Genomic DNA, 12,924 nt, shown 5'->3' on the forward strand with positions numbered 1-12,924 from the left:
TTAATACTGTTTAATTACCAACAAGATAAGGATTTAACAGATACAACTTATAGGGGTGAGGGGAATTTTTTGGTGATTCTTAGCTAATCAAAATACGTCATAACTTCAAGTCATGCAATATTTTATGTCGAAGGAATTTAACCTCTTCGGTTATTACAATAGAATAGAAAACTTATTCTTATTTATAGGATGGAAAATATGATAGTCCCACTCTTTAATATATGAATGATTACCAAACCAATATTTTTGAAACGGTTGAGATTTTAAATGAGACAAAACACAAGCTTATCCAAAAGGTTTTTGATTTGGCAATCACTGGGGAATTAAAAGAATGGTCTGATACTATTGATGTGGGGGAGCATTTTTTCTTTACTAGGGAGTTGTTCGAAAGTTTAGAAGATAACAGAATTAAGATGATAGTTGCACTAATTGACCATTTAGAAGTCACTCTTTATAAATTATAGAAGTAGATGCGATTCTTGTTTTAATTGGATTTTTTTGCTAGTTTAGAAAAATAAAGTTAACTCTCTTTAAATGTCTCAACTTCCAATATACTCTACCTTTCAAGAGAAAGAGCGAGTATTTAAATCATCTCCACATTTTATTATCAATACTGTAAAAGAGTTTGATAATTGGTATTCGGAAATCTCCAGTAAACAAAAAAATGCTTCAAAATTGGTTAATAAGAATTCCAACACAGAATTTGATGATACTATTTACAATCATTATCCATTTATTTTTAGAGGTATCGGTGAGGCTAAGTATAAAATCTTTTCTTCTGCACAAAGAGAATGGACTGTTAACAACATGTCTCAATGGGCAAAAAAAACATATTTAGAGTTTGTTAATGATCTTGTAAAAAAAGCAAGTGGATTACCATTGCTGGCGAAAGTATTCAATTATTACAAGTTGCATTACAGGCAAACTGATTTTCCAACACTTAGTATATTACAACATTATAAAGCACCTACACCTTTAATTGATTTTACATACAATTTGGATGTTGCCTTATATTTTGCTGTTGAATTTTGTCAACCTAGTACAAGCTCGAACGATTTAGATCATTATTTCTCGATCAATATAATAGATAGAGAAATACAAGCCAAGAGTGAGTTTTTAAATCTTTTTCAGTTTAATGGAGGAGGGTTTCCAACACTAGAATCTTTTTATGATTTCCAGTTTAATCAAAATTCTATTTTCTATGTTACAGATTTCGAAAATCAATACTCGAGAAGAAATTTTAGAGGATTCCAAGATCAACGTCCTTTGACAATATTATTTAATCAAAGAATAATTCCTCAAGAAGGACTTTTTGTTTTCAATGCATCTCCAAGTATACCATTAGAGGATTGCTTTAATATGTCTTTAGAAGATTCTAATATGAATTTAAAGCAAATGCTATGTGTTAATATCCATAAGGATATTTCTGACTATGTGAGAAGAAAGATTAAAATTTCAAACATTGAGAAGCAATACATCTATCCAGAACTAGATGACTATGCTAAATTTGTAAGGAACTTTGTTCTTGATGAATTAATGAAATAGTGTAGATATTTGTAGTTATTTCAAGAGATTTATGTCCTAATCCCTATCAAATAAAATGGATAACCATTGATTAATTAACTAGTTGCTTATCCATTAATTCACAATATGACATATTAAATCCAATCCAAAAGTTAATTGAATGTCATAAAATTCAATTTTATATAATTTGTGGTCTTAATACTACGGATTTCGGCTTTTTGTTAACGATCGAATTATCAAACATGAATTCACTCAAAAGATAGCCTATTCACATAACAGGCAGCTTTTTTAAGGAATTCATTTCTTCTGTATATTTATTATTTGCATATATCATGTTGATAACCCCTCATTGGTGTTAATAACTTTGACTCAAAATGTTTAAAAGCGGGTATTTGTTAATAATTATTTCTATCGCTTAAAGATTTCGTTTTTTATATTTGTGTAAATAGTTTGTATACGATGATAAATCTAAAATTTATAGAAATAGATACAGATCCAATCAAGCCTAAAGCAACAGTTCATGCAAGTGGAAGATTAGGGTTTAATATAGACGCTATTAATTTTATGGATTTAGCAAATAAGAACAACTTTCGAGTTGCAGTGACAGGTGAGGAAGGAGAAGAGCTAAAGAATATTTATCTCATTGATGATGGTGAATATAAGTCGAGTGCTAAAGTTGCCAAATCAGGTGAATATTATTATTTAAATGTTGGCAATTTGTTTGACGATCTCGGTATTGATTTTAAAAACTTTACTGTGATTTTTGATATAAAGAAAGATTATTACGAAAATAAAGAAATGTATGTACTAAAAATGAGGAGGTTAAAAAGAAAGAAAAGTGATTTAAAATCTTAGATAGAGAGTCCAGTCTGTAAAAAAAAAATGCTTCTCGAAGGTTCCAGCTTCGGAAGCATTCATTTAATGGGGATGCAAGTTGTATGTACTAGGCACGAGTAATTTTACTCGTGGCAAGCCCACTTTGTTTAATAACGATTGCAAAAGTATATTATTTTTTATTCTATAAAAATAATAAATAAAAAAAATCCTAGAACATTCCGGCAAAAGCTTTCCCTAACCGTTTAATTGTATGGGGATTTTATTTCTATGGTCTTGAAAAAATCAAGACTCAGTTATTTTATTTAATAAAAAATATATTATATGGCAAAGACAGCACATTATTTTATTACTGGCGTATGGAAAGATACGGCTGGAAACATTACTAACCTATATATTCATAATGTCAATGAAGGTGATAGCTTTGATATTGGCGTAAAAAAAAGCAAATATGATGTTATAGCTCTTATAGAAAAAGGTTACATTTTTTATACAATCACATGGGGATATCCAACTTGGAAATTAGGAGCGAAAGTTGAGGTAATATCACGAAATTCTATAAAATATCTTCGATCAAACGCAGATAGTACTTCCAAAGATAATTTAGATAATTTAATTAGTATGACCCCATTTAACGTTTAACACCATGAATAAAAGTGAATATTTAGAATCGGTAATTACTACTCATCAAATTACTAAAGAAGAAGTACTTCTCAATAAGTTTAAGGATAAGAATAAAGAAATTAAAAATGCATTAATAGAACATTATAGTAATAATATTTATAATTCATTTAATTCTGGTTCATTTGCTAAAAATACTGCGATTAATACCAAATTTGATTTTGACTTAGTTTCTCCATTTAAAAGAAACGCTTTTGGCTCTAACGGCACACTAAAACAGATGTATGAGGATGTATTCGATTTTTTGTATGAGAAATACAACGACGTAGCAGAAGTTAAAAAGCAAAAAGTATCTATTGGGATAGAATTTTATGCTGATGAAGATGGTTATGTTGTTAAAATTGATGTTGTACCCGGCAGAGAACTAAATCAAGAACAATATGTCGAGGATGAAAACCTAAATCTTTATGTCTATTATAAGTATGGCAATATAGAAGCTGGTAGTGAAAGAATTAAAACTAATGTTCAAGCACAGATATCTAATGTAAAAGATAGAGCAACGCATGAACTTAATTCAATTAGAAAAATCATTAGGTTATTAAAGGTATGGAAGCTAACAAAATTTGATTACCCAACAAAATCGTTTTTCTTAGAACTAATTACTATTAAAGCTTTTGATAATGGAGGCGTAAGTGGCAGTTTGTGGGATAAATTAGAGGTAGTTTTAAAATTTATTAGGGACAATGTATGCAACGATGGATTTTCTTTGAAAGATCCTGGGAATAGTTCAAATGATTTGGCCGATACGTTAACTTCTGCAGAGAAACAGCAATTATCAAATGATATGAAGAATATGCTAGATAGAATTGAAGAAAATGAAGAAAATTTGAAAACTTATTTTCCAGAAAACTCAAAATTTAAAAAAGACGATTCTAGTAAAAATGGGTATGGAGCTAATATCATTATTCCTATTCCGCCACCAAAATTAAATTTTGGATAAGTAATGAATAACAAAATAGCTGATATTAATACAGCAATGGAATGCATCCCAAATGTTAAGCTTATTAAAAAATTTGAAGTAAGTAAGTTAAATATAGAAGGGTGTATTTCCATTTTCATTGAGGGTCTTGAATGCCCCTTGGAGTTTGATGTTTCTATCTTTCCGCAATATCCATTTAGAAGCCACGATACAGAAACTATAAAATTTTCTAATGAGAAGTTATTGGAGTACAAGCATGTGATGGGTGATGGATCAATATGCATTCATACTGCACATACCCCTATACTGTCACAGAAATTAAAGTATGATATTGAGTCAGTTAAATCTTGGATAAAAAAGTACTATCTTAACAAAGATAATGATATTCACTACGAACACTTAATTATCCCCCAAAAAACCTTTAAGGATAGTTGTTTTGCCTATTTTTTTAATGAAGTTGATTACCATTTTTCCAAAGGACAATATGGATATACAGATTATTCAACAATTAGTCATGGGAGCTTTTACACTAAAAATATTAATAGTAATATCATTCAAAAATTTTACGACAAAAATAGAAAAGAGCTTATTGATGTGAAGTGGAACCTTCAACTTAAATCTCTAACTACTAGCATCGGATTGTTTATTTTTTTAAAAGAAGCTCCATCAAAAAATCAACGTTGGGTTTTTAGCAGATGGAAAGATTTTGAACCATTTCTATCAGACGATTTTTTGAAATTTCTCTATTCAATTGAAAAAAGAGTTCCTAAAGACATAGGGAAACACTTGCCGTTATTTATAGGTTACGATATTTCTGCTACTGAAATTCATTGGCAAGTAATCATGTTGGAAATCGGCAAATTTCCTGTTTACGGAGAAAAAGTTAATAAACAATGGTTGAGTAGGTTGAAAGAAGAAAGTGTAATTGATTGGGCAATGACAAGAAATTGTTCATATAAGTACTTTTTTGGAAGAGGAAGATTGTGTAATAAAATTACAAGTAGTAAAATTTTAATTATTGGCATTGGTGCTATTGGTAGTGTTTTAGCTAAGACGTTGGTAAGATGTGGATGTACTAGAGTTGATTTTATAGATTATGACGTAAAGGAACCGGAAAATGTATGTAGATCGGAGTATTCTTTTGTCTCAGGGATTAATAATAAAACTAATGATTTATTAAATGAACTATTTGCTGTGTCTCCATTTTTTGAACCAGTTAATGGTGGCTATGATTATTCAGAAACATTCGATTTTTTTATGAAATCTCATTTTACTGATTCAGAAACGAAATTTAGTCTCGAACAGAATTTAAATGAGTATGATATAATATTTGATTGTTCAGCTGATAACGATTTACTTTACGTTTTAAGCCAACTAAATATAAAATCATCTCTCTTAAACTTTTCGATATCTAATCATGCAAAGCAATTTGTATGTGGTGCTGAATATAATAGGTATGATTTCATTACCGCACAATTCAATGGAGATTTATTAAAATTTAATGTTGATGATTTACATAACCCTACAGGATGTTGGAGTCCAACCTTTAAGGCTTCTTATAATGATATAAGCGTGCTTTTACAGTTTGCTATGAAACATATTAATCTGAGATTAGAGCAAGGCAGAACATTAAGAAACTTTGTAATTGAAACTGAAGATAGTGATTGTCTGGCCATTAACTTGAAAGAGTTTTGAATTTAATAGTAGAAAATATAGGACTAAGCCTTGAAATTGACTATGACTTACTTCATGAACTGGTTAAGATAGGTCGAAGCCATTACCCAAATGAATTTGGTGGCTTTTTAATTGGGTACTATTCTGAAAATAGTAAGCATTTGCATATTACAAATACAATACTTCCGAAGAAGTATCAAGCATCAAAATATTCTTTTACACGAAGTACAAAAGGAATAGAAAGTGAACTTGTAAAATTTTCCGCAGAGAACCAGAAAAAGATTTACATCGGGGAGTGGCATACTCATCCAGATAATAGCCCTATACCAAGTTTGACAGATATTTCTGCAATAAATACAATTATAAATAACAAAAATTCCATTGCAAATCCTGTTTTATTGATAATAGGATATTCCAAGAGAACGGTAGATTTTGGATTTTACGTTTGGTTTGAAAATACATTATATAAATATGAAAAATAAGCTACTTAAAGCTAAATTCTTTGTAATTCTTTTATTCCTATCTACTAATACATTTAGCCAGTCAGATAGTGTCAGATTAAAAACATTAGAAAAAAAGGTTGAGTTAATTGAAGATTATAGATCAAACATTGATCAATACGCAAAAATTGAATTAGAAAAACATAAAGCAGATCTTAAAGCAGATATTGATAAGGATTATGAAAATGTCAGAAATCTTTTTGCTTTAATTCTACTTATAGGTGTTCCCACTACGTTATATGGATTGTATGAAATGTTTTGGGGAACTAAGAAAAAAATAAAAAAAGCAATTGAGGAAAAGATAGAGAAAATTGTTGAATTGAAGAGAGAGGATATAATAAAGCTTATCAATAATCAAGCCTACGATAGACAGATTAAAGCGAGTAAGAAAATTTTAATTCTAAGTGTGACTGAAGAGGCTCAGGAAGATATTAAAAATACCACCGCTAATATGGGTTTTAAAAATTTAATATTTAGACTTACCGAGTCTACAACAGATTTACCAGAGAACGATTTGATTATAATAAATAATATTGATGGAGAATTTTCCCAAGAAAAAATCAGTGGAATTATTGACGAAAATAGCGATGAGGATACATTTTTTGTTGCCTATACTTCTAAACAAATCGATAGACATCCGAGAATGAATTTTGCTAATTCGAAATTTACATTGTATCATTCAATTTTAACAACACTTGCATTTACTTCCTCAATTAGAGATTTTGTCGAATAAGAAACCATGGTGTATTAAGTTCAATTATAAAACAGCAACTTGATTGAAAATCTTTTAAAATTATTTAGATGCACAAATATTTAATTCCTGATGAAAGATGGAAGTTTTTTGGTTGTGAAAATTTTGAAGAATTTGAAAATCTATATGTTTTAAATAATCCTTTTGTTTCTAGCGTTCCAAAAGATATTTTATCTGCATATGAGACCGTAAGGTATTTAATGGCACTTTCATATTATCACTATGAAATGTATGATGAAGCATATAAAAAGATTGTATGGATTTTCGAAATGGCTATTGAACTCAAACTAAAGCAAGTTATGTCAGAAAATGCTCTTGAAGTCAAAATGCCAAAAAATCTAGTAGACAAGATAAGTTATTTATCAAAGAGTTTTGGTGTAAAGGGATTTGAAACGCAATTACATAATATTAGACAAATAAGAAATTACCATGCTCATCCAAAAGAAAATGGATTTATTGGTAGTTTAGGTAGACAACCCATGATAGCGATACTTAATATGATTAATTATCTCTTTATGGATGAAAAACTAAGGTTTTTATGGAATAGTTATTCAGAAGAGCTATCTGCAAAGTTTTCTAAATTTTCAGATATACCATTGGTAATTGAATATGGGAATGACAGAGTTTTAATTGATGGTATTGGGATGGGTGTTTGCCTAAAGATAGATAATGATTTGTATTCGTTATGCTGGGGAATGCTTATAGGGACAGAAACAGATAAAAGGCGTAAAGAACATATAAAGGAACCATACGTGTTTTTAGCACTTAGTAATATTGAATTTATAGAAAATGGAATAGTGGCTGTAATAGTGGGGGTGGGGGAAAGAATTCATATAGTGTCTCCTAACCCTGAAGAAATAATATTGTATGAACGTGTTATGCAAAGTATATCAGAAGAAGAGGATAAAGTGAAAATGATTTTTGATAGTATTTACTCTAGTGATGTTATAAATGAAATAGAAGAATTTGTATTTAATTTTTCTAAAATGGCTTATAATTAATTTCATTTAATTGCTTTTATTTGCCTATGCTTTTCTGATTTTTAGTAAGTTTTTCCTAATTTTTACTGTAACTTATTGATAATCATGCGTAGGTTACTTTTTGTATCGGCAAATAACACTTTCTACCTCAACTTTCCATGCGGGCACTCCTCGAGGCAAGCGCCCTTAAACCCAAGCTAGCGCCAACTAAATACATAGCCAGATTGGCTTAATAAGTAGGAAGCTCTAAAATGCCAGCTGTCGTAAAATCTGACTATATGGGTCATTAAGACAATATGCTGATTTCTAGTTTTATCGAGAAAAATTTTAGAGCACGAACAGTCTCAATACCCTAGTATACAAAGTTGTTCGAACTACCGATGCTCACCGAGCGTCATTCAGTCGGCAGCGCTTCAGGTTGTAGATTTTGTATTTAATTTGTGCGCTCTCACAATATTAGCTCAACAAACAGCGGAATTTGATCGTTTCTTGGCACTATTCATGTGGGATTTATCGCGGCGGTATATTGCCGTCGATATATTCCTAATAAAAATTAATAAAATGGAAAAATTAGCATTACTGGCCCGCCTGGAGGCCAAACCTGGTAAAGAACAGCAACTCGCTGAGTTGCTTAAGAGTGCTTTGTCGTTAGCGGAAGCTGAAACCGGCACTGTTCGTTGGTATGCATTACAGCTTGGCCCGTCTACTTTTGGTATATTTGATACATTTGCCGAGGAAAGCGATCGTGAGGCGCATTTAGGTGGCGAGATCCCGAAAGCTTTAATGGCTCATGCGGATGATTTACTGGCTGTGCCGCCGGTGATCGAAAAAGTGGACTTGTTGGCTGTGAAATAAAATTACAAATTTAAAGTCCCCGGTAATTGTTGCCGGGGATTACACCTGATTTAGGCTCGCCAGATGAGCAGAGTTACAATTAAACCGATGCGCAAAGGAGCATGATTTTTTGTTATGATAAAGGTTTTTGCCTTACGCATTTCGGTATGAATACATTGCTTTTCGGAGGAGATTTAATTGATCTGCCCGAACACTTAAACCAGGAGGGGTAGACGCTAGATTGCTATTTAAATGTTCTTGTGTTTTAGCTTATTGATTAAATCAGAAAAATCTACTTCCTCATATCCCTCATTGTCGTATTTTTACGGTAGCGTTTACCATCTTTTGCGCCATCCCACACACCAGAAACACCTTGGATTTTATAAGGTGCTTCTTTTCCTTCACCTAATAAGCTTTTGGATACTTTCCTAAAAGTTTTATTCCATCTTCTTTTATCCAGTTTCTCTGATGCTGCTGTGGTAATCTGAAAGATTTTAGTTTTTCGTAATGATCTGGTCATGAGTGTTGGATGTTTGTGAGCAACGAAGTAATATTGTTCAAATGAATAGTAATAAAGTTTATTCGAATTAATGCGGAGATTAATTTTCTATTCTCCGCATATTTTGCGGAGAATAATTTGATTTTTGCGGAGAATAGCTTAAGTTTGATTTATGTACATACATCAACTTAAACAGTGGCCTAACTTTATATGGGATGCTTCAACTTTAGCAGTTTTGCTTAGCGAAGTACACCTTAAACAAGGTAAGCTGTTGGGTCAAATGGAAAAGTTAGGTTTCGATCTTCAAAATGAAGCGTTATTGCAAACATTAACCAACGATGTAATCAAAACAAGTGAGATTGAAGGGGAAAAGCTAGATAATGGCCAAGTGAGATCTTCTATTGCTAGAAGGTTGGGGATTGAGATAGGTGGCTTAGTACAATCTGATAGAGATGTTGATGGTATTGTAGAGATGATGCTTGATGCTACACAAAACTATGATGCGGAACTAACAGCTGATAGATTGTTTGGTTGGCATGCATGCTTGTTTCCAGGAGGTAGAAGTGGCATGATTAAAATTGTAGTTGGTAGGTGGAGAGAAAATGAAAAGAATGACCCAATGCAAGTTGTTTCTGGCGCTATGGGGAAAGAAAAAGTCCATTATCAAGCGCCTGATTCGGTATTGTTAGCAAATGAAATGCAGCAATTTATAGATTGGTTTAATAATGAAATGAATTTAGATCCAATTATTAAAGCCGGCATTTCACACCTTTGGTTTTTAACAATTCACCCTTTTGATGATGGAAATGGAAGGATATCTAGGGCAATAGCCGATATGCAACTTGCTAGGGCAGATCAGACAGCGAGAAGATTTTATAGCATGTCCGCTCAGATTAGGTTAGAACGAAAAAAATATTATGATATACTAGAGAAAACCCAATCAGGTAATTTAGATATTACACTTTGGTTGAGCTGGTTTCTTAGCTGCTTAAATAGCGCAATTGATGCAACTGCTATCACACTAAATTCAGTAATACTAAAGTCGAAGATTTTAGGAAAAGTAGAAGCGGATACATTTAATCAAAGGCAAAAATTAATGCTTAGTAAATTTTTAGATGGTTTTGAGGGAAAATTAACCTCGTCGAAATGGGCAAAAATTACCAAATGTTCTCAAGATACGGCTACAAGAGATATTCAAGATCTTGTAAATAAGGGTATATTAGTGAAAGATTTGGCTGGAGGACGGAGTACAAACTATCTGCTTGTGCATTAGTTCAATCAGTTTATATTAAAAATTTGCATCAAATTTATGTCTTTATTGGTATAACTATCTATTGATCAGAAAGAATGCGTTAATCTATAACATTGATGAGGATTTAATGCTGATTTTTTAATACCTGATATTATAAACTGAATTAAGAAAGCTTAACCAATCAAATCAAGAAGTTTTCGTCTTTCAGGCTACTTCCTCATCTCCCTCACGGTTGCATTTTTGCGGTATCGTTTGCCATCTTTTGCGCCATCCCACACACTAGAAACACTTTGGATTTTATCAGGTACTTCTTTTTCTTCACCTATTAAGCTTTTGGAGACTTTCCTAAAGGTTTTATTCCATCTTCTTTTATCCAGTTTCTCTGATGCTGCTGTGGTAATCGGAAAGATTTTAGTTTTTCGTAATGATCTGGCCATGAGGGTTGGATGTTTGTGATCAATGGATAAAGTTTTTAAAATAAATAGATCTCAACATTTATTCGAAGTGATGCGGAGATTAATTCTTTATTCTCCGCATATAATTACCTGTTTGTACACTAGCTTCGCTATATCCCAACTCATATAGATTTTTAGCTTTTTATAATTTTATATCCGATAGCATATAATTTAAATAACTTTAATATATTTATATCCGAAAGGATATAAAATGGATAATATACGTGATTTCGTAAAAGCTAAACGTAAGGAGTTGGGCTTAACACAAGAAGATATGGCTTTGAATGCTGGTGTTGGTTTAAACTTTGTTCGTGATTTAGAGCAAGGTAAAAAAACACTTCGTTTAGATAAAGTTAATGATGTTTTGGCTTTGTTTGGTAAAGAAGTTGGTGTTATAGATAAACTAACCAAATAATGGCAAGACAGGCAAAAATATATTTTCGAGATGTATTGGCGGGCTATCTATCAGAAACAGATGATGGCTATACTTTTCAATATGATGCTAACTATTTGGAAACACAAAATCGAAAACCGATTAGTTTAACCTTACCATTAAATAGTAAACGGTATTACAGTAAGGTTTTGTTTCCTTTTTTTGATGGATTAATTCCTGAAGGTTGGTTGTTGGATATAGGAGAGAAGCATTGGAAACTCAATCCAAGGGATCGGTTTGAATTGTTAATCAATTTATGCAGAGATACCATCGGTGCTGTTTCAGTTTATCCAGAAGAGGAGGTAAAAAATGACTAATTGTTTATTTTGCTATCAACCTGTAGAAATAGGGGAATACCATACAGCTTGTTCTAAAAAGTTTTTCGGAACCACTGTGATGCCGAAATTAGAGTTGGATCAAGAAAAGTTAGCCCAAATGGCTCAATTTACGGTAAACGAAAGGCTAGCAGTTACCGGTGTTCAACCAAAATTATCGCTAAGTTTAGAAGGAGAGAAGGGAAATAAGCGACTAACATTAGTGGGGCTTTGGGGAGATTACATTCTAAAACCGCAGTCTACAGATTTTTTATTTATGCCCGAAGTAGAGGATTTAACCATGCATTTGGCAAAACTATTTAAGATAACAACGGCGCAACATACCTTAATTAGGACTTCGACTGGAGAATTGGCTTATATCACGAAACGTTTTGATCGGGTTAATGGCAAGAAAATTCATGTAGAGGATCTTTGCCAGCTTTCTGAATTACAGACTGAACAAAAATATAAAAGTTCTTACGAGCGGGTTGGAAAGGTAATTAAACAATACGCTACCAATTCAGGCTTAGATGCCATTAAATATTTTAGATTGGTCTTGTTTTCTTTTTTAACAGGGAATAACGATATGCACTTGAAGAATTTTTCATTGATGCATACCGAAAAAGGTATTTTACTTTCCCCTGCTTACGATTTGTTAAACGTTAATTTGGTTTTCCCCGAAGATGTAGAAGATTTGGCGTTAACTTTAGGGGGAAGAAAAAGAAAGGTTAAAAAATCTGATTTCGACCAGTTCGCAACTAGTTTAAATATTGCAGAAAAAGTTAGGGATAACATTTACAATGAATTTATAAATAACATAGAAAGCTGTGATAAAATGATTGAACAAAGTTTTTTAAATGTTAATTATAAAAAAGAATACAAAAAACTGATTAAACAGAAACAGTTACAACTATTTAATTGATTTTGTACCGAATTTGTAGCTGTGGCCTTTCAACAAACTGTTAATCAATATCTCTTTACTTTCTGGTTGGGATAAATATACGCCCAATATAAACAGCCATTTTTTAGCTTTAGCTAGCCTAATCTAGATGAAGCGCTTTTGATCTCTTGGACGTCTTTTAATAACAGCTTTTAATGTTTGAAGGATTTTTTAGCTTCCATTGCCATGTATTTCATTTATGCTGCTGAATGATGGGGAAAGGATTTTTATTCTTAACAATTTCGCTATGAGGGTTATATGTCCTGTTAGATAAATAAAGCTTTCAACAAAATAACGCTAAAGCCTTTATTCGAATTCATGCGGATAATAGTTT

16 protein-coding genes are annotated in these 12,924 nt (G+C 31.8%); 14 read left to right on the forward strand and 2 right to left on the reverse strand.

The annotated features are described in order from the left end of the window. Positions 1–221 precede the first annotated feature (221 nt). The 10 genes from OQ268_RS11025 (at position 222) to OQ268_RS11070 (ending at position 8,718) form a co-directional block, all read left to right on the forward strand. Complete coding sequence (locus OQ268_RS11025; RefSeq protein ID WP_265856185.1) at positions 222–464, forward strand: hypothetical protein; 243 nt, start codon at positions 222–224, stop codon at positions 462–464. Positions 465–534: 70 nt separating this feature from the next. After that, positions 535–1,545 carry an FRG domain-containing protein gene (locus tag OQ268_RS11030; RefSeq protein WP_265856186.1) on the forward strand — a complete coding sequence of 337 codons (1,011 nt, stop codon included), beginning with the start codon at positions 535–537 and terminating at the stop codon, positions 1,543–1,545. 438 nt (positions 1,546–1,983) lie between these two features. After that, positions 1,984–2,379 (forward strand): hypothetical protein, encoded by a 396-nt coding sequence (locus tag OQ268_RS11035; RefSeq protein WP_265856187.1) that lies wholly within the window; start codon positions 1,984–1,986, stop codon positions 2,377–2,379. Positions 2,380–2,682: 303 nt separating this feature from the next. Next, a complete protein-coding gene (locus OQ268_RS11040; RefSeq protein ID WP_265856188.1) occupies positions 2,683–3,000 on the forward strand; it encodes a DUF3892 domain-containing protein in 318 nt (105 codons plus the stop codon). A 4-nt stretch (positions 3,001–3,004) separates the two neighbouring features. Beyond that, positions 3,005–3,979, forward strand: coding sequence for a nucleotidyltransferase family protein (locus OQ268_RS11045; RefSeq protein ID WP_265856189.1), 975 nt, complete (start codon positions 3,005–3,007; stop codon positions 3,977–3,979). A gap of 3 nt (positions 3,980–3,982) precedes the next feature. Next, the gene (locus OQ268_RS11050; RefSeq protein ID WP_265856191.1) at positions 3,983–5,653 is read left to right on the forward strand and encodes a ThiF family adenylyltransferase; all 1,671 of its coding nucleotides are present in this window, start codon (positions 3,983–3,985) and stop codon (positions 5,651–5,653) included. Further along, the gene (locus OQ268_RS11055; protein ID WP_265856192.1) at positions 5,650–6,114 is read left to right on the forward strand and encodes a Mov34/MPN/PAD-1 family protein; all 465 of its coding nucleotides are present in this window, start codon (positions 5,650–5,652) and stop codon (positions 6,112–6,114) included. The genes OQ268_RS11050 and OQ268_RS11055 overlap by 4 nt, the downstream gene beginning before the upstream one ends. After that, a complete protein-coding gene (locus OQ268_RS11060) occupies positions 6,104–6,865 on the forward strand; it encodes an NARF domain-containing protein (RefSeq protein ID WP_265856193.1) in 762 nt (253 codons plus the stop codon). The genes OQ268_RS11055 and OQ268_RS11060 overlap by 11 nt, the downstream gene beginning before the upstream one ends. Positions 6,866–6,933: 68 nt before the next feature. Then, positions 6,934–7,884 carry a hypothetical protein gene (locus tag OQ268_RS11065; protein ID WP_265856194.1) on the forward strand — a complete coding sequence of 317 codons (951 nt, stop codon included), beginning with the start codon at positions 6,934–6,936 and terminating at the stop codon, positions 7,882–7,884. Positions 7,885–8,424: 540 nt separating this feature from the next. Continuing rightward, entirely contained in the window at positions 8,425–8,718 is a 294-nt protein-coding gene (locus OQ268_RS11070; protein WP_265856195.1) for a putative quinol monooxygenase, read from the forward strand. 271 nt (positions 8,719–8,989) lie between these two features. Here the strand turns inward: OQ268_RS11070 and OQ268_RS11075 are convergent, their stop codons facing one another. Continuing rightward, positions 8,990–9,217, reverse strand: a complete 228-nt coding sequence (locus tag OQ268_RS11075; protein WP_265856196.1) for a hypothetical protein — start codon at positions 9,215–9,217, stop codon at positions 8,990–8,992. Between the two features lie 151 nt (positions 9,218–9,368). On the opposite strand from OQ268_RS11075, the gene OQ268_RS11080 reads away from it, so the two are divergent. Beyond that, positions 9,369–10,469 (forward strand): Fic family protein, encoded by a 1,101-nt coding sequence (locus OQ268_RS11080; RefSeq protein WP_265856197.1) that lies wholly within the window; start codon positions 9,369–9,371, stop codon positions 10,467–10,469. A gap of 188 nt (positions 10,470–10,657) precedes the next feature. Here OQ268_RS11080 and OQ268_RS11085 read toward each other — a convergent pair whose 3' ends face one another. After that, positions 10,658–10,885: a hypothetical protein gene (locus OQ268_RS11085; RefSeq protein WP_265856198.1), complete on the reverse strand. Its 228-nt coding sequence runs from the start codon at positions 10,883–10,885 to the stop codon at positions 10,658–10,660. A 229-nt stretch (positions 10,886–11,114) separates the two neighbouring features. Here OQ268_RS11085 and OQ268_RS11090 point away from each other — a divergent pair, with 229 nt between their 5' ends. From OQ268_RS11090 to OQ268_RS11100, 3 genes are read left to right on the forward strand one after another with little or no spacing between them, the layout of a single operon-like run. Beyond that, positions 11,115–11,318 carry a helix-turn-helix transcriptional regulator gene (locus OQ268_RS11090; protein WP_265856199.1) on the forward strand — a complete coding sequence of 68 codons (204 nt, stop codon included), beginning with the start codon at positions 11,115–11,117 and terminating at the stop codon, positions 11,316–11,318. Further along, entirely contained in the window at positions 11,318–11,653 is a 336-nt protein-coding gene (locus OQ268_RS11095; protein WP_265856200.1) for a HipA N-terminal domain-containing protein, read from the forward strand. Before OQ268_RS11090 ends, OQ268_RS11095 begins: the two co-directional genes overlap by 1 nt. Beyond that, complete coding sequence (locus OQ268_RS11100; RefSeq protein ID WP_265856201.1) at positions 11,646–12,572, forward strand: HipA domain-containing protein; 927 nt, start codon at positions 11,646–11,648, stop codon at positions 12,570–12,572. Before OQ268_RS11095 ends, OQ268_RS11100 begins: the two co-directional genes overlap by 8 nt. Positions 12,573–12,924 lie beyond the last annotated feature (352 nt).

This window comes from Pedobacter sandarakinus (genome assembly GCF_026240095.1).
GTDB lineage: Bacteria > Bacteroidota > Bacteroidia > Sphingobacteriales > Sphingobacteriaceae > Pedobacter > Pedobacter sandarakinus.